Raw genomic sequence first — 20627 nt, forward strand, 5'->3', positions numbered from 1 at the left:
GCCAAGAGGGCCGGCCGAACGCAATTCGGCCGGCGCTTTATAAGACCGGCCTCAGGCGGCTAGCGCCGTCTCCGCCAGTTTCACCCAATAGCTCATGCCGTGCGGGATGGCTTCGTCGTTGAAGTCGTAGGCCGGATTGTGGAGACCGGCGGTCTCGCCATTGCCGATGAAGATGAAGGCTCCAGGCCGGGCTTCCAGCATGTAGGAGAAATCCTCGCCGCCCATCACCGGCTGGATCTCGCGGTGCACCTGGGCATCGCCCGCCACGTCGGCGGCCACATCGCTGGCGAAGACCGTCTCATCCGCATGATTGAACGTCACCGGGTAGTTCGCGTCGTAGTCGACCTCGATCGTCGCGCCATAGGCGGTGGCAAGTCCCGCGCAGATGGCGCGGATCCGCTCTTCCGATTTCCTGGCCACTTCCTTCTTCAGCGTGCGCACGGTGCCGGCGATCTCGGCCGATTCCGGGATGATGTTGTAGGCGTCGCCGGCGTGGAACTTGGTCACCGACACCACCACGGCCTCGACCGGATCGGTGCTGCGCGAGGCGATCGTCTGCAAGGCGCCGACCAACTGGCTGGTGATGACGATCGGATCGATGGTGCCGTGCGGCATCGCCGCATGGCCGCCCCGGCCTTTCACGGTGATGGTGAATTCGGCCGTCGCCGCCATGATCGGGCCCGGACGGATGGCGAACTGGCCGACCGGCAGGCCGGGCATGTTGTGCATGCCGAACACTTTAGCGATGTCGAAACGCTCCATCATGCCGTCCTTGACCATCTCGTTGCCGCCGCCGCCGCCTTCTTCCGCCGGCTGGAAAATCACCGCCACGGAGCCCGTGAAATTGCGCGTCTCGGCGAGATATTTCGCCGCGCCGAGCAGCATCGCGGTGTGGCCGTCATGGCCGCAGGCATGCATCTTGCCCGGAACGGTCGACGCGTAGGGCTTGCCGGTGATCTCCTTGAGCGGCAGTGCATCCATGTCGGCGCGCAACCCGATTGTGCGACCTTCCCCCTGACGGCCGCGAATGATGCCGACGACGCCCGTCTTGCCGAGGCCGGTCACCACATCGTCGCAGCCGAACTCTTTCAGCTTTTCGGTGACGAAGGCCGCCGTCTTGAAGACATCGAAGTTCAGTTCTGGCGTCTGGTGCAAATGCCGTCGCCAGCCGGCGACTTCGTCCTGCATTTCGGCGGCGCGGTTGAGGATTGGCATGATGGTTCCATTTCGTTGTTGGTGCAGCCGGCTTCAGCCTGGTGGTTTGCAATTGGGCCCGGGGTGCCTTGCAATTGTGATTGTCAGGCGCTTTGCCATGTTGGCGTCACATAGGGTAAATAGCACCGCAATAATGCGGTCCGGTTTTTGAGGGTCGGATCCTTATGCTGGCGGTCACGTAATGAAATCTTACGGAGCCAGGGGCAATCAGGGCAAGAGGCGATTTCGGATTCGATCATGCGGTACAGGCATTTCCTCAAACTATTCCCGGCTGGCGCAATCATGCTGTCCGTCCTGGCTGGGCCAGCGCTGGCCAATCCGGTGGTGGTCTTCGACCTGAAGAGCGGCCAGATCCTGCAGCACCAGGATGCGTTCAAGCGCTGGTATCCGGCCTCGCTCAGCAAGCTGATGACCGCCTATGTGACCTTCCGGGCGATCGCGGCCGGAGAAGTCCAGCTCGATTCGCCGATCAAAGTGACCAAACATTCCGCCGGCGAACCGCCAAGCAAGATGGGTTTCAAGCCCGGCTCGGTGATGCGGCTCGACAATGCGCTGAAGATGATGCTGGTCAAGTCGGCCAACGACATCGCCATGGCGGTCGGCGAGAATGTCGGCGGCTCGCAGGCCGCCTTCGCTGAAAGGATGAATGCCGAGGCGGCCAGGCTCGGCATGAACGGCACCCATTTCGTCAACCCGAACGGCCTTTACTCGCCCGACCAGTACACGACGGCACGCGACCTTTCGATCCTGGTGATGGCGATCCGCCGCGAGTTCCCGCAATATGCGCCGTGGTTCTCGATCGAGGGGCTCGCGGTCGGCAATAGGGCCATTCCGAACTACAATCTCCTGATCGGCCGGTATCCCGGCGCCGACGGCATGAAGACCGGCTTTGTCTGCCCGTCGGGCTTCAACATGATCGGGTCGGCGACCCGCAACGGACGTACGCTGGTGGCGGTCGTGCTTGGCGAGAAGTCGGCGGTCAGCCGCGCCGAAGCCGCGGCCAAATTGCTCGATCAGGGCTTTGACGCACCTGCCGCCGGGTCCACCACCGTCACCACGCTCGCTCCCTACGGTGATCTGATCTCGCCCAACGACATGCATGACGAAGTCTGCAAGAAGAAGAGGAAGGCGGAGCAGTCCGAGGCGCCGCCGCCGGCCGCCGCCAAGGACCAGCCTAAATCGCCCTATCGGGAGAAGCTCGACCATGTGCCGACACTGGTTGCCGTCGGCCTTGGCGGCGCCACGGGTCCGGCGCCGAAGGCGATCCTTGACGAGGGCGCGCAGGAATATGCCGACGTGCCAATCCCGACCTGGCGGCCCGACAAGCCGGTACCCGCCGGCACGGGCCCGAAAGTCGTGGGTGCCGCCGCCCAAGGCGACCAGCCGGCCAAGGTCGCGAATTAGAGCACGATCCAAAAAGTGAAATCCGGCTTTCGCGAGAGATCATGCCCAAATTAGAAGGCAGAACCAGATGAGCGGTTTCCCGATCCCAGTCTCGGTGCTAACCGGCTTTCTCGGCGCCGGCAAGACGACATTGCTCAACCGGCTCCTGAAGGATCCGGCGCTCGTCGACACCGCGGTCATCATCAACGAGTTCGGTGACGTGGCGATCGACCACCTGCTGGTCGAGCAGGCCTCCGACGGCATCATCCAGCTTTCCGACGGCTGTCTGTGCTGCACGGTGCGCGGCGAACTTGTCGACACGCTGGCCGACCTGGTCGACCGGCTGCAGACCGGCCGTATCGCCCGGCTTGGCCGCGTCATCGTCGAGACCACGGGATTGGCCGACCCGGCGCCGGTGCTGCAGTCGATCATGGCCCATCCGGCGCTGGTCCAGGCCTTTCGGCTCGACGGCGTCATCACCCTGGTGGATGCGGTCAACGGCAATGCTACGCTCGATGCGCATGCCGAGGCGGTCAAGCAGGTCGCCGTGGCCGACCGCATCGTGCTCTCCAAGGCCGATCTGGCCACCGATCACGGCGACCTCGCCATGCTAAGGGCGCGCTTGCGGCAGATCAATCCCGGGGCGCGACTGCTCGATGCCGGGGAGACGAAAACCGGGGTGGCCGCATTGTTCGACTGCGGTCTCTACAATCCCGCGACCAAGTCCGCCGACGTGCGGCGCTGGCTCGGCGAAGAAGCCGCGCATGATCACCACCACCATGACCATGACCATGAAGGGCATGACCATGACCATGAAGGGCATGACCATGCCCATCGCCACGATCAGCGCGTAAAAACCCATTCGCTGGTGCATGACGGGCCGGTGCCGTTTTCAGCCATCGAGATGTTCCTCGATCTCCTGCGTTCCACACATGGCGAGCATCTGCTACGGATGAAGGGCGTCATCGAATTGCAGGAGGATCCGTCGCGGCCCTTGGTCGTGCATGGTGTCCAGAAGATCCTGCATCCGCCGGTGCGATTGCCGTCCTGGCCGGACAGCCAGCGCGGCACGCGGCTGGTGCTGATTACGCTCGACATGCCGGAAGACTATGTGCGCCGGCTGTTCGCCGCCTTCACCAACCGGCCGTCGGTCGACACGCCCGACCGCGCGGCGCTGGAAAACAATCCGCTGGCGATCGCCGGACGTTAGCCTCCTACGATTGGTATTCGCCGCGTTCGACCAGAAAGCGATGGCCACCGGACATCGCCGCCGTCTCGATCAATTGATGTCCGCTGTCGGCGCAGAAGGCAGGAATATCGATAACAGCCAGAGGGTCGGTGGTTTCGAGCCAGAGCCTGCTGCCGGGCTGCATCCCGGCCAGGCGCTTTTTCGCCTTGAGGACTGGCAAAGGGCAGTTCAGCCCCTTGAGGTCGTAGATAGCTATCAGTTCGGCCAAGGTGAAAACCTCAGCCGCCGAACATGCCGAGCAGCTTGTTCTTCAGCTTCGTAACCCGGCTTTCATCGGCGCTCGCAGCCTGCGTCTCGGCTGCCGGCGCGGCCTCCGCCGGAGCCGCGATGGTCGCGGTGGCAACCGGAGCTTCCTTGGCGGCCTTGGCTGCTTCCTTCGCAGCCAAGGCTTGCGCCTTGGCAGCTTCCTTTTCGGCCAACGCTTGCGCCTTGGCGGCCTCCTTCGCCGCTTTTGCCGCTTCTATGGCCGCCACCCGCTCTCGCTCGGCCTTCTCCTTGGCGGCCTTTTCGGCCTCGAGCGCGGCCATCTTGCGACCGGCGGGCGAATCGATGCGGCCCATGCGCGCCGTCTCGGTGACCGAACCGTCGGTGTTGAGCGACGGCGGATCGATCGGCACGCGCTCGCCACGCGCCCGGCGCTTGGACCAGTCGGAGACGATGCTGGCTTCCTTGATGCCGGCAATCGTCGGCTTGGGTGGCGGCACGCTGGCCTTGAGCGCGCTATTGAAGGCCGCGTCATAGGTGCTTTGATAGGCGTTATAGGCGCTCTTAAGCGAATCCGGCTGCGTGGTCGCCGGGCAGGGGCCGGTCGGATTGAAGGTCTGCCCATCGGGAGCGACCTGGTTGAAGACGTAGCGCTTCTCGCAGACGTCGACTTTCGGTGGCACCTTGGTGACCTCGAAATTGTCGTAGCCGACCTTGAGCATCTTCCAGAATTCGTAATTCGGGTCGTTGCGGTAGCGCGCCATGTTGGCGGCGGTCATGCGGAACGGAAAAGCCTGGATCTGGAACTCGGTCTGGCCACCCTGGAAGGCGTCGCGGCCGAAGGCGTAGATCTGCTCGATCTGGGCGTCGGTCATCGAATAGCAGCCCGATGAAGAGCAGGCGCCATGGACCATCAGGTTCTGGCCGGTGCGGCCATTGGCACGATCATAGGCGTTGGGAAAGCCGATGTTGAACGACAGATGGTAATTCGAGCGCGGATTCATCTGCGACGGGCGAACCGTGTAAAAACCTTCCGGCGCCTGGCGGTCGCCTTCGGTGTATTTCGGCCCGAGCTTGCCCGACCATTTGCAGATGTCGTAGCTCGCCACCATGTCGTAGCGACCGTTGGTCTTGGCCTTCCAGATCTCGAGCTTGCCTTCTTCCTTGAAGATGCGCGCCATTACCGAAGAGGTGCGGACCATGCCCTTGGCTCTCATATCGGCAAGGATCTTGTCGGGCAGCGGCTTGTTGGCTTCCGGGGCAAAGTCCTTCATCGACGAATCGTTACAGCCCGCGACGGCAATCGAGGCGGCAAGAACTCCAGTACGAGCAAGCTTGGCAAACATGGATAAGGCTATGTCTTTTCTTTCGGGCCAATGGCTTCGAAACGGCCACACCCGCGTGCTGAACACTGACGGACCCTAAGCCCGTTAACCTTGAAAATTCCTTACCGCAAGGCTCGGCCAATCTCCCGCGGTGATTTCATTGAACCGAATGGGGCGGCATTTTTGTGGCGAAACTGCTCATCGCCGCCACATTTGGGGTGGACAGACAGCTTCCGTCAGCCCTGTTCCGCCGCCCAAGCGGCGTCAGAGGCTGCGGCCCATCGCCAGGTATTTCTCGCGGCGCTGTTCGCGGAAATCGATGTTGGCGCCGGCGAATTCCTTCATCGTCTTGGCGATGAGATCGCCGGTCGCGGCAATCACCGTTTCGGGCGCGCGCTGGGCGCCGCCCATCGGCTCGGGGATGATGGCGTCGATGACCTTCAGTTCCAAAAGATCCTGCGCGGTGATCTTCATGTTGGTCGCCGCGTCCTTGGAGCGCGTCGTGTCGCGCCACAGGATGGAGGCGGCACCCTCGGGCGAAATCACCGAATAGATGGCGTGTTCGAGCATGTAGACGCGGTTGGCGGTGGCAATCGCGATGGCGCCGCCCGAACCGCCTTCGCCGATGACCACCGAGATGGACGGTACTTTCAGGCCAAGGCAGGCCGAGGTCGATCGGGCAATGGCTTCGGCCTGGCCGCGCTCCTCGGCGCCAACGCCGGGATAGGCGCCGGCCGTGTCGACCAGTGTCAAAAGCGGGATCTTGAAACGGTCGGCCAGTTCCATCAGCCGCACCGCCTTGCGATAGCCTTCGGGGCGCACCGAACCGAAATTGTGCTTCAGGCGACTCGCCGTGTCCGAACCCTTTTCCTGGCCGAGAATCGCGATGGGCTCGCCGCGGAAACGGGCAAAGCCGCCGACGATCGCCTGGTCCTCGCCGAAATTGCGGTCGCCGGCGAGTGCCGTGAAGTCGCTGAACAGGCCCTTGATGTAGTCGATGCAGTGCGGCCGGTCGGAGTGGCGCGCCACCTGCACCTTCTGCCACGGCGTCAGCGCCTTGTAGAGTTCGCGCAGCGCGTCGCGCGAGCGCTTCTCGAGCCTGGTGATCTCATCGGCGACATCGACCGCCTCGCCGTTCTCGGCAAGCTTCTTGAGCTCGAGGATCTTGAGCTCAAGATCCTGCACCGGCTTTTCGAAATCGAGGTAATTGTACATGCGTGGGCGGACCGATACGTCGGAAGGCAATGACCGCGGAACCGTTGAAACCAAGGCTCCGGGCGGTGAAATGTCGTCCTCACATAGCGATATGAGGCCTAGTCGGCAAGCGGATGATGATCGTTGACCAGCCGCACCAGCCGCTCTTCCAGCACATGGGTGTAAATCTGTGTCGTCGATATGTCGGCATGGCCAAGCAGTTGCTGAACGGCTCTCAGGTCGGCGCCGTTCTGCAGGAGATGGCTGGCGAAAGCATGGCGCAGCACGTGCGGCGAGATCTTGGCCGAGGCGATGCCGGCGCGCGCGGCCAATCCTTTCAGGTCACGGGCAAAGACCTGGCGCGAGAGATAGCCGCTGTCGGATGCCGCCGGAAACAGGAACGGGCTGTTGGCGAAAGCGGGCAGCTTGGCCCGGGCGTCAAGCCAGCTCCGCATCGCCGCACGCGCCTTGGCCGACAGCGGCACCATGCGTTCCTTGTCGCCCTTGCCGCGTACCATGAAGAAACGATCGTCGCGCTGCGCCACCGTCACCGGCAGGCCGACCAGCTCGGAAACGCGCAGTCCGGTGGCGTAGAGCACTTCGACCAGCGCATGCAGGCGCAAGGCCGCCAGCCTGTCGGCGTGACCGAGCCCGGCATCGCCGGCTTCCTGCGCGGCGCGATCGATCAGCCGGCCGGTTTCGGCCTCGCTCATCGTCTTGGGCAGCGGACGGCCTTTTTTCGGGCTGTCCAGCGTGCCGGTGGGGTCATCCGCGCGCAGGCCCTCGGCGTAGAGGAACTTGAAGAACTGGCGGATCGCCGACAGTTTGCGCGCCTGCGAGGTCGGCGCGAAGCCGCGCGCGGCGATATCGTCGAGATAGGCCCTGATGTCGGCGGCGCCGGCGCGGGCAAGTCCGCCATCGATCCCGCCGGAAGCATCCTCGAGATCGCGGCGATAGGAGGAAAGCGTGTTCTCCGCCGCTCCCCGCTCGGCGCTCATCATTTCCAGGAAGGCCTCGATGCGAGCGGCGCTGTTCATGTCCTTGAGGCGGTTCCGAGTCGGTCTTCTTGGGGTTCAGTTTTTCTTCGGATTGAGCTTTTCCGGCGGAATACGCACGCTCATCTCGGCTTTTTTCGGCTCGACGAACATCACCAGCGCGAACATCGTACCGTAGGCAATGCCGGCCAGAATCGCGAGGGTCACGACAAAGCGAAACAGTGTCGGCATTCAGTTCTCGCCCGTCTTCTTGTTCTGCGTTTCCAAACCCTGTGCCCTTATGGGACGCCTATCCGGCCAATTCAAGGAAGAAGCGGACCCCTGTTAGCAACTTCCGATGCAAGCGTCGCTCTGTCCATATCGGCCCATGGCACTCGGCACGCTTGACGCAAACCGGCTTTTCATGTCGATACGCCGGCAAAGAGGCCCAAAGAAACAGCCGATGAACGCGCTACAGGCAAATCCCCCAGGCGAGACCCATGCCGCGCTGCTTGGCCGGCTGGGCAGCCGGTCCATCGTCTTTGTCGGGCTGATGGGCGCCGGCAAGACGGCGATCGGCCGCAAGGTGGCGACCATGCTTTCGCTGCCCTTCATCGACAGCGACCAGGAGATCGAAAGCGTGTCGCGGATGACGGTTCCGGAGCTGTTCGAGCGCTATGGCGAAACCGAGTTCAGGGCCCTGGAACAGCGTGTCATCCTGCGCGTGCTGGAAAACGGCCCGCAGGTTCTGTCGACCGGCGGCGGTGCCTTCATGAATGCGCAGACGCGCGAGGCCGTCGCCGCGCACGGTGTCTCGGTTTGGCTGAAGGCCGAGCTCGACCTTCTGATGGACCGCGTTTCCAAAAAGCAGAACCGGCCGCTCTTGAAAAGCGCCGATCCCCGCGCCGTGCTGGAGCGGCTGATGGCGGAACGCTATCCGGTCTATGCGACCTCTGACGTCACCGTGCCGACCCGCGACGATCGCAAGGAGGTCATCGCGGCCGAGGTAATCGAGGCGCTCTGCCGGCATTTCGGCATCGATGCGATAGCCGCGACGGGCGAGGTCGAATCATGAGCGCGGATCAGCCAGTCACAGTCACAGTTGGTCTGGGCGACCGCGCCTACGACATATTGATCGGCTCCGGCCTGCTGTCGCGCGCCGGCGTTGAGATTTCGCGCCGGCTGCCGGGCACGCGCGCCGCTGTGGTGACCGACGAGAACGTCGCCGCCGCGCATCTCGATACGCTGAGGGCGGGGCTCGAGAAGAGTGGCATCCAGCCCGCGATCATCACGATGCCGCCCGGCGAAAAAACCAAGAGCTTTGCCCATCTCGAGGCGGTTGTCGACGGCGTCCTGGCCGCCAGGCTGGAGCGCGGCGACGTCGTCATCGCGCTTGGCGGCGGCGTCATCGGCGATCTCACCGGTTTTGCCGCCGGGATCGTGCGGCGTGGCATGAATTTCGTGCAGGTTCCGACATCGCTTCTGGCGCAGGTCGATTCCTCGGTCGGCGGCAAGACCGGCATCAACAGCCCGCGCGGCAAGAACCTCGTCGGCGTCTTCCTCCAGCCCAAGCTGGTGCTGGCCGATACCGAAGTGCTCGACACGCTGCCGATCCGCGAATTTCGCGCCGGCTATGCCGAGCTTGCCAAATACGGGCTGATCGACCGGCCGGATTTCTTCGCCTGGCTGGAAACGAATTGGGAAAAGGTGTTCGCCGGCGGACCGGAGCGGGTCGAGGCCATTGCCGAAGCCTGCCGTGCCAAGGCCGATGTCGTTGCCCGCGACGAGTTCGAGACCGGCGACCGCGCTCTGCTCAACCTCGGCCATACGTTCGGGCACGCGCTCGAAGCCGCCACGCAGTATGACGGGACGCGCCTCGTCCACGGCGAGGGGGTCGCCATCGGCATGGCGCTGGCGTACCGGTTCTCCTCTCGGCTCAATCTCGCCAGCCCCGACGACGCGGCCCGCGTCGAGGCGCATCTGCGTGCCGTCGGGCTGCCGTGGCGGATGGCCGACATTCCGGGCGACTTGCCCGATGCGGATGCGCTGCTTTCATTCATCACGCAGGACAAGAAAGTGTCGCGCGGCGCGCTGACCTTCATTCTGACGCGCGGCATCGGCGAGGCCTTCATCGCCAAGGATGTGCCGGCCTCGGAAGTGCTGGCGTTCCTCAGGGAAAACCATCCAGGCAACGGGAAAGCCGGCTGAGATGGACACTGGCTGGGTCGTCTTCGCCGTTCTTGCCATCCTCGTCATCCTGGTCGTTGCCGTGCGCACCCGCCTGCTTGCCATGTTCGGCTATGAACTGTCGCGCATCGAGCCGCAGCGGTCGAGCCAGGACGAGTTGCGCGGCGCGGTCGACGATTTTCGCCGCGACGGCCAGGTGGTGCGTGAGGATCGCGACCGCGTCGGCGGCCTGTTCGACCTCGAAGAGCTCGAAGTTTCCGACGTCATGGTCCACCGCACGAATATGCGCTCGGTCAATGCCGACAATGCGCCGGAAGCGGTGGTGCGCGAGATCCTGCAGAGCCCGCACACCCGCATGCCGCTTTGGAAAGGTTCACTCGACAACATCGTCGGCGTGCTGCACGCCAAGGATCTGCTGCGCGCGCTGAACGAAGTCGGCAATGATTTCTCGCGGATCGACGTGATGAAGATCGCGTCAAAACCGTGGTTCGTGCCCGACACCACGACTTTGCAGGAACAGCTCAACGCCTTCCTGCGCCGCAAGACGCATTTTGCCGTGGTCGTCGATGAATATGGTGAGGTCGAAGGGCTGGTGACGCTGGAGGACATTATCGAGGAGATTGTCGGCGAGATCGCCGACGAGCACGATGTCGACATCCAGGGCGTCAAGCAGGAGGCGGACGGCTCCGTCGTCGTCGAAGGCACGGTGCCGATCCGCGACCTCAACCGGGCGCTCGACTGGAACCTGCCGGACGAAGAGGCGACGACCATCGCCGGCCTCGTCATCCACGAGGCGCAATCGATCCCCGAGGAGAAGCAGGCTTTTACCTTCCACGGCAAGCGCTTCGTCGTCATGAAACGCGACAAGAACCGGATTGCCAGGGTCAGGATCCGGCCGGCCGGCGACAGTTAAAGCGTTTCAGTGTTTGATAGGATCTCCGAGCCGCTCTAACTCTTTGTTCTTACGCAGTTCCAGACGGGAAACCGCTGCGCACTTTTCCTGGAATTGCCATCGAGCCGTCGCCTTGCCAATCCTTCGCTGGAACTCCCGCCCGCCGGGATGCATTCTTCGCCGATGACGATCAATCGGCGAACCTTGCTCCTGGCCTCGGTGGCTGCCTTGTTGCCAACCGGCACGAGAGCGGCGCGAGATACGCCATCCGCCGAAACTGTCGACTACGGTCCGGCCAAGCTCGATATCTACGCGCCCGATGGCGCGAAAGACCTGCCGGTGGTCTTCTTCGTCCATGGCGGCGCCTGGCGGACCGGCAAACGCAGCCAGGTGAACGCCAAGCCGGCCTTCCTGCTTGCCAACGGCTTCTGCTTCGTCTCCATCGACTATCGCATGCTGCCGCAGGCTGATGTCGCCATCCAGGCGGGCGACGTGGAGAGGGCCTATGCCTATGTCAGGACCAACGTCGCCCAACATGGCGGCGATCCCGACCGCATCGTCGGCATGGGGCATTCGGCCGGCTGCCATCTGGTTGCCCTGACCGGCATGCGCGGCGGATTGCCCGGCGTCGCTGGCCTGCTTCTCGACGATACAAGGGCCTACGATCTCGCCGCCCTTGCCGGAAGTGGCGGCATGGTAAGGGCCTATTCGCGTGTCTTTTCCGATCCTTCGCAGTGGGCGGCACTGTCACCGGCGAGCTATGTCGACGGCCGCAAGCATCCGCCGACCTTCATCGCGTATTCCCGCGCCGACGGTCGCGGCGAGCAGTCCACGGCCTTTGCCCAGCGCCTGCGCGCCAGCGGCACCGAGGTGACGCTGTTCGACGGCAGTGCCTATACGCACATGTCGATCAACCGCGATTTCGGCGAGGACGGCGACGCGCTGACCGCTGCTGCGCTGGCGTTCCTGAAATCGACGGTCGGTTGAGCGCACCGGCTGTCCGTGGCGTGTTCCACTCGTTGTGCCTGGCACCCGCCGATGCGGCCGGGCGGAAATTCAACAGTCATTGCTTGACCGTTCGCTGAGCGTCGCACCGGTTTCGGCGTCGACCGAAGCGAGGCTGACCTCATAACCCCAGAGGCTTCGGACATGGCGCAGGGTCGCGTCGCGGCTGCCACTGTCGAGCAGTACGCCCTCCTTCACCTTATGCTGCAGCCGCAAATGCCGGTTACCGAGCAAATCGACATCCACCACCTGGATATCCGGCCGGCTCGCGCCGATGTCGTAGCTCTGGGCCAGCGCGGCACGTATCTTTTGGTAGCCGCGCTCATTGTGGATCGAGGCCACCTCGTAATGGGCGTCGTCGGCCTGATCGGCGAGGACAAACATCCGCCATTTCCGTATCAGGGCTGGGCTGAGGTGCTGGCGGATGAAGGATTCGTCGCGGTGGTTGGCCCAGGCGTCCAGGAGCACATCGCGCCAGTCACCGCGGCCCGCGATGTCGGGAAACCAGTCGCGGTCCTCCGCCGTCGGCGCGGTCGAAATGCGTTGTATGTCCTGCATCATGTCGAGGCCGAGCGCGTATGGGTTGATACCGGAGAACCGGGGGTCGTCGAAGGCCGGCTGGAAGATCACATTGGAATGGTTGCGCAGGACCTCGAGCATGGCGCCCTCGCTGATCTGGCCGCGGTCGAACAATGCGTTCATGAGGGTGTAGTGCACGAAGGTGGCGCAGCCTTCGTTCATCACCTGCGTTTGCCGCTGCGGATAGAAATACTGCGCGACGATACGCACGATGCGGATGATCTCGCGCTGCCAGGGCTCCAGGACAAGGCTGTTCTTCTCGAGGAAATAGAGCAGATTTTCCTCGGGCAGGTTGAGCGATTTCTTCCGCTCCGCCAAGCCTTCATCCTTCTTCCCGGTCTTGCTGCTGTCCTGCGAGGGAGGCAGCGTGCGCCACAAGTCGTTGTAGGAGCGTTCTTCATATTCCAGGCGCTCGCGCAGCCCTTCACGCTGCCGCTCCGACGACAGCTTTGGCGGCCTGTGGTATCGGAATACGCCTTGTTCCATCAGCGCGTGGGCGCAGTCGAGAATGCTTTCCACGGCCGACAGTCCGTGCCGCTCCTCGCATCGGGCAATGTAGCCCTTGGCGAACTCCAGATAGCTCAGAATTCCCCCGGCGTCGGTCCACTGCCGGAACAGATGATTGTTCTTGAAGAAATGATTGTGTCCGAGCGCGGCATGCGCCGTCACCAGGGCCTGCAAGGCCATGGTGTTTTCCTCCATCAGATAGACGATGCAGGGATTGGAGTTGATGACCAGTTCGTAAGCCAGGCCCCGTCCACCCTTGCGGTAGAGAAAATCCTGGTACAGGAAATGCTTGCCGAACGACCAATGACGGTACATCAGCGGCATGCCGACCGATGAATAGGCGTCGAGCATCTGTTGCGAGGAAATGATTTCCATCTGCACCGGGTAGGTGTCCAGCTTGAGTTCCTCGATAGCGATTGCCGCGATCGCCTCGTAGGCGTGCGACAATTTCTGGAAGTCCCAGTCGGATCCGGAAAAGAGCAAACCCGGTTTGCTGGCTGTCCTGGCCATGGTTTCCCCTCAGGCGCTCTTCCTGAGCGCGGGCTGTTTGGCGAAGAGCTGACGAAAGACAGGATAGATATCGGCGGCCGTGGCTATGCGGCTCATCTGGAAGTTCGGCCAGTTCGATTCGATGGCGCTGTAGGCTCGCCAGAGCGACGTCCCGTTTTCAGTCGCGCCGAAGATGTGACTCTCGCGTTCGTCGATGATCTCGACGTAGGCGAAATACTGGCACAGGCGCATGAGCTTGCCGTTCAGCAGGGCAATGCAGCGCTCGGAATCGGTGGCGAAATTGTCGCCGTCCGAGGCCTGGGCGGCGTAGATGTTCCACTCGCTCGCGGGGTAACGCTGCTCGATGACGCGATGCATCTCCTCGAGCGCGGTGGAAACGACGGTGCCACCGCTTTGCGTGCAGTAGAAGAAGGTTTCCTCATCCACCTCCTGCGCCTCGTGCGTGTGGCGGATGAAGACGATTTCGGTGCGTTCATAACGTCGCTTCAGGAACAGGTGCAGCAGCACGAAGAAGCGCTTGGCCAGGTCCTTCTCGCGCTCGCCCATCGAGCCCGACACATCCATCAGGCAGAACATGACCGCTTTCGCATTCGGCACCGGGCGCTGGTCGAAGCGGTTGAACCGGATGTCGACCGGGTCGACGAAGGCAATCCGCCGGCGCCGGCGCTCCAGCCGCTCGATCTCTTCTTTGAGCGCCACGACGCGCTCGCGCGTTTGAGCATCAGGCGGTGCGGCCTCCAGCAAGGCGAGTTCCTGCATGATCGCGTCGACCGCCGCTTGCTTGGGGCGCCTGAGCGCAATGCGGCGGCCGTGGCTGTTGCGCATCGTGCGGCCGACATTGATGTTGGTTGGCGAACCGGTGGCGGCGAAACCCGCCCGGCGCGGCTTGAAGGCAAGGATCTGCTTGAGGTTGAGCTTGACCAGGTCGGGCAGTTCGAGATCCTCGAAAAAGAGATCCAGCACCTCCTCGCGCGAAAGCACGAAACGGAAGTCGTCCTCGGACGCGGTTTTTCCCGGTGACGAACCGCCCATGCCTCCGCCCTGGCCGGGCTTGGGGATCAGGTCGCCTTGGGAGAATTGCCTGTTGCCCGGCAGGATGTGCCGGCGCCGGCCGGTGTCCCTGGCGTCGTTGAAGGTCGGCTCGCCAGTGCCTCTTTCGGGCATCGGCACGACATGCTCCGCGTCCACGTCGGCGATCCGCCCGGCGCGGATCTGGTCGCGAATGCTGCGCTTGAGCTCCTCGCGGGCACGCCTGAGAAAGCGCTGGCGGTTGCCAAGGCTTTTGTCCTTCGGATTCAGGCGGCGGTCGATAAAGATCGGCATGCAACCATTCGGACTGCTCTCAGCCCGCCTTGTTCACCCGCATGTACCAATCGACCAGCCGGCGCACCTGCCGTTCCGTATAGCCGCGCTCCACCATCCGCTGGACGAATTCATTGTGTCGCTTTTCGGTGACGCTATCCTGCTTGGAGCCGAAGCTGATCACCGGCAGCAGGTCCTCGACCTGGCCGAACATGCGCTTTTCGATGACCTCGCGCAGTTTCTCGTAGCTCGTCCATGAAGGGTTGCGGCCATGGTTGCGCGCCCGGGCACGCAGCGTGAACTTCACCACCTCGTTGCGGAAGTCCTTCGGATTGGCGATGCCTGCCGGCTTTTCGACCTGCGACAGTTCGTTGTCCAACACCTCACGGTTGAGGATCTGGCCGGTGTCGGGGTCCTTGTAGTCCTGGTCCTCGATCCAGGCATCGGCATAGGCGATGTAGCGGTCGAACAGGTTCTGGCCATATTCGCTATAGGATTCCAGATAGGCCTTCTGGATCTCGTGGCCGATGAACTCGGCGTAACGGGCGGCCAGTTCCGACTTGATGAATTCGAGATAGGCGGCTTCCGTCTCCTTCGGAAACTGCTCCCGTTTGATCGCCTCTTCCAGGATGTACATAAGATGCACGGGGTCCGCCGCGACCTCGTTGGTATCGTAGTTGAACGTCTGCGACAGGATCTTGAAGGCGAAGCGCGTGCTGACGCCGGTCATGCCTTCGTCGACGCCGGCGGCGTCGCGATATTCCTGGACTGACTTCGCCCTCGGGTCGACTTCCTTGAGGTTCTCACCATCATAGGCGCGCATTTTGGTGTGCAGCGGCGAATTGTCGTGCTCGGCAAGGCGTGTCGAGACGCTGAACCGGCTGAGGATATCCAACACCTCGGGCGCGCAAGGGCTGGCGGCCAATTCACTCTCGCGCAGCAGCTTCTCGTAGATCTGCCTCTCTTCGGTGATGCGCAGGCAATACGGCACCTTGACCACGAGGATGCGATCGAGAAACGCCTCATTGTTCTTGTTGTTCTTGAACTGTTGCCACTCGGATTCGTTGGAATGGGCAACGATGATGCCTTGGTAGGGAAAGGCACCAAAATTCTCGGTGCCGTTGTAACTGCCTTCCTGGGTCGCCGTCAGCAATGGATGCAGCACCTTGATGGGCGCCTTGAACATCTCGACGAATTCGAGCAGGCCTTGCGTCGTTCGGTTCAGCCCGCCGCTGTAGGAATAGGCGTCAGGGTCGGACTGGCTGAAATTTTCCAATTGCCTGATGTCGACCTTGCCAACCAGGGCCGAGACGTCCTGGTTGTTCTCGTCGCCAGGCTCGGTCTTGGCGATGCCGATCTGGCGCAGCCGCGACGGCATCAGTTTGACCACGCTGAATTTGGAAATGTCGCCGGACAGTTCGTCGAGGCGCTTGGCCGCCCATGGTGAGATAAGTCCGTTCAGGCGGCGCCGGGCTATCCCGTATTTGTCCTCCAGGAGATCGCTCATGCGATCGGGATGGAACAGGCCAAGCGGCGATTCGAAAACCGGACTGATCTGGTTGCCGACCTTGAGCGTGTAGATCGGGCGCTCCTCCATCAATTTCTTCAACCGTTCGGCCAAGGAGGATTTGCCGCCCCCGACCGGACCCAGGAGGTAGAGGATCTGCTTGCGTTCCTCGAGGCCCTGGGAGGCATAGCGGAAATACCCGGCGATGCGCTCGATCGTATCTTCCATCCCGTAAAAGTCGGAGAAGGAGGGATATATCTTGACGGTCCGGTTCGAGAAAATACGGCCTAGCCGCTCGTCCTTGCTGGTGTCGACCAGGTTTGGCTCGCCGATCGCCTCGACCATTCGTTCCGGCGCCGAGGCATACATCGATTTGTCCTCGCGGCAGGCGAGCAGATATTGCTGGAGACTTATCTCTTCCTGGGCGGCGTTCGCATAAATTTCCGAAAAGAGATGGAAGACGTCGGATTGGTTCTCACGCATGATCGTTGCCTTCGGAGCCATTCTGATGGGGCTCGCATATTCAACTGCGGGAAGGCATTGTTTGTTCCGTCGCTCCGGCCCGAATGGCCGTCCATCAACCGCGATTTCGGCGGAGATGACGGCAATGCACCGAACGCCGCCGCGCCAGCGTTCCTGAAATCGACGGTCGCCTGATCCTGCCGACCGTCGCTCGCCCATTCCGTGGCTGGATCATGCCAAAAACGGCGGCGGGATATTGCCGTGCCGATATCCGCGGGTGCAATTGCTCTTCGTGAATGGGAGAAAATTCGCATGAATGGCGCCGATGTTCTGTGCGACGTGCTGTTGGCCAATGACGTGAACGTCTGCTTCGCCAATCCCGGCACATCCGAAATGCATTTTGTCGCGGCCCTCGACCGCAAGCCGTCGATGCGCTGCGTGCTCGGCCTGTTCGAGGGGGTGGTGACGGGTGCGGCCGACGGCTATGCGCGCATGACCGATCGTCCCGCCGCGACGCTGCTGCACACCGGCCCGGGCCTCGCCAATGGGCTGGCCAACATGCACAATGCAAGGCGCGCCTTCAGCCCGATGATCAACATCGTCGGGGACCATGCCTCCTACCATCTGCCGCTCGACGCGCCGCTCACCAGCGATATCGAGGGGCTGGCGGCGCCGATGTCGAAGTGGGTGCGCCGCATCGGAGGGCCCGCCGATGTCCAACCGGCCACGGAGGCGGCCTTTCGCGCCTCGCTGACACCGCCGGGTGTCACGACGCTGATCCTGCCGGCGGACGCGGCCTGGGGCGACGCCGACCCGGTTTCGCCGCCCGGCAAGGTGGAACTCGCACCGCCGCCAGCCGTCGACATCGACGCCGTGCGAGCGGTGGCTACCGCGATCCGTGCCGCTCCCGGGCGCGTCGGCATGATCGTTCGGGGGCGGGCGGCGCGGGCCGATGCCCTCGAGATCGCCGGCCAGATTTCAGCGGCCTGCGATGTCAGGCTGTTCAGCGAGGTTTTGATTGCGCGTATGCAGCGCGGGCGCGGGCGTGTCGCGCCGACGCGCATTCCCTATCCGGTCGACGCGGCGACGGCAGCGCTCAGGGATATCGATGTCCTTGTGCTGGTCGGCGGCAAGGAGCCGGTCGCCTTCTTCGCCTATCCGGGAAAACCGGGAAGGCTTGTTCGTGACGATTGCCAGGTGCTGACGCTCGCCGCCCATGGTCAGGATCTGCATGCGGCACTGGAGGCGCTTGGCGACGAACTGGGCGTCAGGCAATCGCAGCCGGCGTTGGTTGCAAGCGCCTTTCCCGAGGAAGCAACGCCAACCGGCAGCTTGACGGAAGATGCCATTGCACTCTCGGTGGCCAAAAAGCTGCCGGGCGACGCGATCGTCTGCGACGAGGCCGTCACCTCGGCGCGACGTTTCTTCGCGCTGTCGGCCTTTGCGGCGCCGCACGACTACATGATGGGCACGGGCGGGTCGATCGGCGGCGGCATTCCGCTGGCGACAGGCGCGGCGATCGCCTGTCCCGGCCGCAAGGTGATCAATCTGGAGGCCGACGGTAGCGGCATGTACACGGTGCAGGGCCTGTGGACGCAGGCGCGGGAAAAGCTCGACGTGGTGACGATCGTCTTTTCCAACCGCACCTATGCGATCCTGCATGGCGAGATGCGCAATGTCGGGGTGAACGCGATCGGCGAAAATGCGAGGCGCATGCTCGACCTCGACCATCCGGCGCTGGACTGGGTGTCGCTGGCCAAAGGCATGGGCGTGGAGGCGGCGCGTGCCGACACCTGCGAGCGGTTCGACGCGCTGCTCGATGCTGCCTTGTCGCGGCGCGGGCCATTCCTGATCGAAGCGATAATCTGAGCAGCGCGAGACGAGCTACAGAGCCAGCTCGGAGACTTGGCTTACCAGCGGGTCTGTTCGCCAGGCGCCGCGGGCTCGATAGCCAGCGCGTGAACGCCCGCCTTCAACTCGTCGGCCAGCAGTTCGTTGACGGCGCGGTGGCGCTCAACGCGGCTCATGCCAACGAAATTCGCCGAGACGATGCGGACACGGAAATGTGTCTCGCCGGTACCATCGAACTCAGCGTGGTGACCGGATTCCACATGATGATGGCCGGCGTGGAGATGGCTTTCGTTGAGGATGACCAGCCGCTCGGGCGAAAATGCCTTGTTGAGCTTGTCTTCCATGGTCGCCTGTATGGACATCGTCTTCTCCCTTCACCACATATGGTTGGCGCGCCGCCGTGAAAACCCGAAATAGGTTTCGCCGGGCCGTTGGCGCGCAACAAAATCGGTCATCCGCCTGCTTTAAGCCGCGATTCAGCGGTTAGGGCGATCATCGCGAAAATGTCAATTCTTGTTTCGCATCTGCGAACGCCCCATAAATGGGTGAGATGAAGCCGTATCCCAAATATTTCGAGAAGATTCGCGTCCGCCCCGACAAGGACGCGGAGGTGAAGGCGCACGCGCCGATCTGCCAGTGGGATGGCTGCAAGGAGGCGGGCACGCATCGCGCGCCGGTCGGCCGCATGAAGGAGGGCGAGTATTTCCGCTTCTGCTTCGACCATGTGCGTGAGTACAACAAGGGCTTCAACTACTTCTCCGGCGTGCCGGACACCGAGGTGGCGCGCTTCCAGAAGGAAGCGATGACCGGCCACCGGCCGACCTGGAAGATGGGCGTCAACGGCGCCTCGACGCGTTCCTCGCCCGACATGGCGCAGATGCGCTCCGGCCGCGCAGGCTATTACAACCGCATGCGCGACCCGTTCGACCTGTTCAAGGGACCGAAGGATCCGCGCGAGGCGCGCGAGCGCAAGGCCAAGCCGCTTGAGGCCAAGGCGCTGGAAACGCTTGGCCTTGATACAAAGGCGACTGGCAAGGACATCAAGGCGCGCTATAAGGAACTGGTGAAGCGTCACCATCCGGATGCGAATGGCGGCGACAGAGGTTCGGAAGACCGGTTCCGCGATGTGCTTCAGGCCTATCGCGTGCTCAAACAGGCGGGCCTGTGCTGAGCGACCCTATGGTTCGTGTCGTTTTCCAACTTTCATAAGGTTGGAAAAGGCTCTAAGACCGCCCCCGAACAAAATGGATTGCCGGCGAAACGCGACGTTTCGCCCGTGGAGACGTTGAGAGATATGAACAAGGTCGATCGCGACATCGCCAACCTGCCCGACGCGACGGTGTCGGTGAAGGAGAAATTCGGCTTCGAGTCCAAGATGGTGGTGCCAGCGTACTCGGTCACCAGCGAGCATGTGCCCGATGTCGATCCCGACTATCTGTTCGACAAGGCGACGACCTTGGCGATCCTCGCCGGCTTTGCCTACAACCGCCGCGTCATGGTGTCGGGCTATCACGGCACCGGCAAGTCGACCCATATCGAACAGGTCGCCGCCCGCCTCAACTGGCCTTGCGTGCGTGTCAATCTCGACAGCCATGTCAGCCGTATCGATCTCGTCGGCAAGGACGCGATCGTGGTCAAGGACGGCCTACAGATCACCGAATTTCGCGACGGCATCCTGCCCTGGGCCTACCAGCACAATGTCGCGCTTTGCTTCGACGAGTATGACGCCGGCCGTCCGGACGTGATGTTCGTCATCCAGCGCGTGCTGGAATCGTCCGGCCGCCTGACGCTGCTCGACCAGAGCCGGGTCATCCGCCCGCATCCGGCGTTCCGGCTGTTTTCGACCGCAAATACGGTTGGTCTGGGCGACACCACCGGCCTTTATCACGGCACCCAGCAGATCAACCAGGCGCAGATGGACCGCTGGTCGATCGTTACCACGTTGAACTATCTGCCGCACGACAATGAAGTGAACATCGTGCTGGCCAAGGCCAAGCATTATCGCGACACCAAGGGCAAGGACATCGTCAACAAGATGGTGCGCGTCGCCGACATGACGCGCTCGGCCTTCATCAATGGCGACCTGTCGACGGTGATGAGCCCGCGTACCGTCATCACCTGGGCCGAGAATGCCGAGATCTTCGGCGATGTCGGCATGGCGTTCCGGCTGACCTTCCTCAACAAGTGCGACGAGCTGGAGCGTTCGGTGGTTGCCGAGTTCTACCAGCGCGCCTTCGGCCAGGATCTGCCCGAGAGCGCGGCCAATGTGGTGCTGGGCTAA

19 protein-coding genes are annotated in these 20627 nt (G+C 62.8%); 9 read left to right on the forward strand and 10 right to left on the reverse strand.

From position 1 onward, the window contains the following. Positions 1-51: 51 nt before the first annotated feature. Positions 52-1215 carry a M20 aminoacylase family protein gene (locus FJ936_RS20260; RefSeq protein ID WP_140616792.1) on the reverse strand — a complete coding sequence of 388 codons (1164 nt, stop codon included), beginning with the start codon at positions 1213-1215 and terminating at the stop codon, positions 52-54. Positions 1216-1452: 237 nt separating this feature from the next. Between FJ936_RS20260 and FJ936_RS20265 the strand changes: the two genes are divergently transcribed. Together FJ936_RS20265 and FJ936_RS20270 are read left to right on the forward strand one after the other, a co-directional pair. After that, complete coding sequence (locus FJ936_RS20265) at positions 1453-2619, forward strand: D-alanyl-D-alanine carboxypeptidase family protein (RefSeq protein ID WP_015315489.1); 1167 nt, start codon at positions 1453-1455, stop codon at positions 2617-2619. Between the two features lie 67 nt (positions 2620-2686). Continuing rightward, complete coding sequence (locus FJ936_RS20270; protein WP_140790717.1) at positions 2687-3808, forward strand: GTP-binding protein; 1122 nt, start codon at positions 2687-2689, stop codon at positions 3806-3808. Positions 3809-3812: 4 nt separating this feature from the next. On the opposite strand, the gene FJ936_RS20275 is transcribed toward FJ936_RS20270, so the two are convergent. From FJ936_RS20275 to FJ936_RS20295, 5 genes are all read right to left on the reverse strand, one after another. Continuing rightward, the gene (locus tag FJ936_RS20275; RefSeq protein ID WP_015315491.1) at positions 3813-4055 is read right to left on the reverse strand and encodes a sulfurtransferase TusA family protein; all 243 of its coding nucleotides are present in this window, start codon (positions 4053-4055) and stop codon (positions 3813-3815) included. Positions 4056-4065: 10 nt separating this feature from the next. Then, positions 4066-5397 carry a murein L,D-transpeptidase family protein gene (locus FJ936_RS20280; RefSeq protein ID WP_140790715.1) on the reverse strand — a complete coding sequence of 444 codons (1332 nt, stop codon included), beginning with the start codon at positions 5395-5397 and terminating at the stop codon, positions 4066-4068. Positions 5398-5640: 243 nt separating this feature from the next. Continuing rightward, positions 5641-6591, reverse strand: a complete 951-nt coding sequence (locus FJ936_RS20285) for an acetyl-CoA carboxylase carboxyltransferase subunit alpha (RefSeq protein ID WP_140790713.1) — start codon at positions 6589-6591, stop codon at positions 5641-5643. 98 nt (positions 6592-6689) lie between these two features. Beyond that, positions 6690-7607 carry a site-specific tyrosine recombinase XerD gene (locus FJ936_RS20290; protein WP_015315494.1) on the reverse strand — a complete coding sequence of 306 codons (918 nt, stop codon included), beginning with the start codon at positions 7605-7607 and terminating at the stop codon, positions 6690-6692. A gap of 36 nt (positions 7608-7643) precedes the next feature. Next, positions 7644-7796, reverse strand: a complete 153-nt coding sequence (locus tag FJ936_RS20295; protein WP_015315495.1) for a hypothetical protein — start codon at positions 7794-7796, stop codon at positions 7644-7646. 211 nt (positions 7797-8007) lie between these two features. On the opposite strand from FJ936_RS20295, the gene FJ936_RS20300 reads away from it, so the two are divergent. The 4 genes from FJ936_RS20300 to FJ936_RS20315 all read left to right on the forward strand — a co-directional run bounded on the left by FJ936_RS20300 (position 8008) and on the right by FJ936_RS20315 (position 11610). After that, on the forward strand, positions 8008-8619 hold the full coding sequence (locus FJ936_RS20300) for a shikimate kinase (RefSeq protein WP_140790711.1): 612 nt from the start codon (positions 8008-8010) through the stop codon (positions 8617-8619). Then, entirely contained in the window at positions 8616-9752 is a 1137-nt protein-coding gene (aroB, locus tag FJ936_RS20305; protein WP_140662880.1) for a 3-dehydroquinate synthase, read from the forward strand. The genes FJ936_RS20300 and aroB overlap by 4 nt, the downstream gene beginning before the upstream one ends. Position 9753: 1 nt before the next feature. After that, complete coding sequence (locus FJ936_RS20310; RefSeq protein ID WP_141906886.1) at positions 9754-10644, forward strand: HlyC/CorC family transporter; 891 nt, start codon at positions 9754-9756, stop codon at positions 10642-10644. 162 nt (positions 10645-10806) lie between these two features. Beyond that, the gene (locus tag FJ936_RS20315; RefSeq protein ID WP_140790709.1) at positions 10807-11610 is read left to right on the forward strand and encodes an alpha/beta hydrolase; all 804 of its coding nucleotides are present in this window, start codon (positions 10807-10809) and stop codon (positions 11608-11610) included. Positions 11611-11679: 69 nt separating this feature from the next. On the opposite strand, the gene FJ936_RS20320 is transcribed toward FJ936_RS20315, so the two are convergent. The 3 genes from FJ936_RS20320 to FJ936_RS20330 are packed head-to-tail and all read right to left on the reverse strand — an operon-like array spanning position 11680 to position 16516. Then, the gene (locus tag FJ936_RS20320) at positions 11680-13224 is read right to left on the reverse strand and encodes a SpoVR family protein (protein WP_140790707.1); all 1545 of its coding nucleotides are present in this window, start codon (positions 13222-13224) and stop codon (positions 11680-11682) included. Between the two features lie 9 nt (positions 13225-13233). Beyond that, the gene (locus tag FJ936_RS20325; protein ID WP_140790705.1) at positions 13234-14547 is read right to left on the reverse strand and encodes a YeaH/YhbH family protein; all 1314 of its coding nucleotides are present in this window, start codon (positions 14545-14547) and stop codon (positions 13234-13236) included. Positions 14548-14566: 19 nt separating this feature from the next. Beyond that, positions 14567-16516: a PrkA family serine protein kinase gene (locus FJ936_RS20330; protein WP_140616802.1), complete on the reverse strand. Its 1950-nt coding sequence runs from the start codon at positions 16514-16516 to the stop codon at positions 14567-14569. A 291-nt stretch (positions 16517-16807) separates the two neighbouring features. Here FJ936_RS20330 and FJ936_RS20335 point away from each other — a divergent pair, with 291 nt between their 5' ends. Next, positions 16808-18364 (forward strand): acetolactate synthase large subunit, encoded by a 1557-nt coding sequence (locus tag FJ936_RS20335; protein WP_141906887.1) that lies wholly within the window; start codon positions 16808-16810, stop codon positions 18362-18364. A 41-nt stretch (positions 18365-18405) separates the two neighbouring features. Here the strand turns inward: FJ936_RS20335 and FJ936_RS20340 are convergent, their stop codons facing one another. Then, positions 18406-18708: a BolA family protein gene (locus tag FJ936_RS20340; RefSeq protein ID WP_015315504.1), complete on the reverse strand. Its 303-nt coding sequence runs from the start codon at positions 18706-18708 to the stop codon at positions 18406-18408. A 179-nt stretch (positions 18709-18887) separates the two neighbouring features. On the opposite strand from FJ936_RS20340, the gene FJ936_RS20345 reads away from it, so the two are divergent. Both FJ936_RS20345 and cobS read left to right on the forward strand, forming a co-directional pair. Next, complete coding sequence (locus FJ936_RS20345; RefSeq protein ID WP_032922426.1) at positions 18888-19517, forward strand: J domain-containing protein; 630 nt, start codon at positions 18888-18890, stop codon at positions 19515-19517. Positions 19518-19640: 123 nt separating this feature from the next. Next, positions 19641-20627, forward strand: coding sequence for a cobaltochelatase subunit CobS (gene cobS / locus FJ936_RS20350; RefSeq protein ID WP_140616804.1), 987 nt, complete (start codon positions 19641-19643; stop codon positions 20625-20627).

The organism is Mesorhizobium sp. B2-4-13 (assembly GCF_006658535.1).
Lineage (GTDB): Bacteria > Pseudomonadota > Alphaproteobacteria > Rhizobiales > Rhizobiaceae > Mesorhizobium > Mesorhizobium australicum.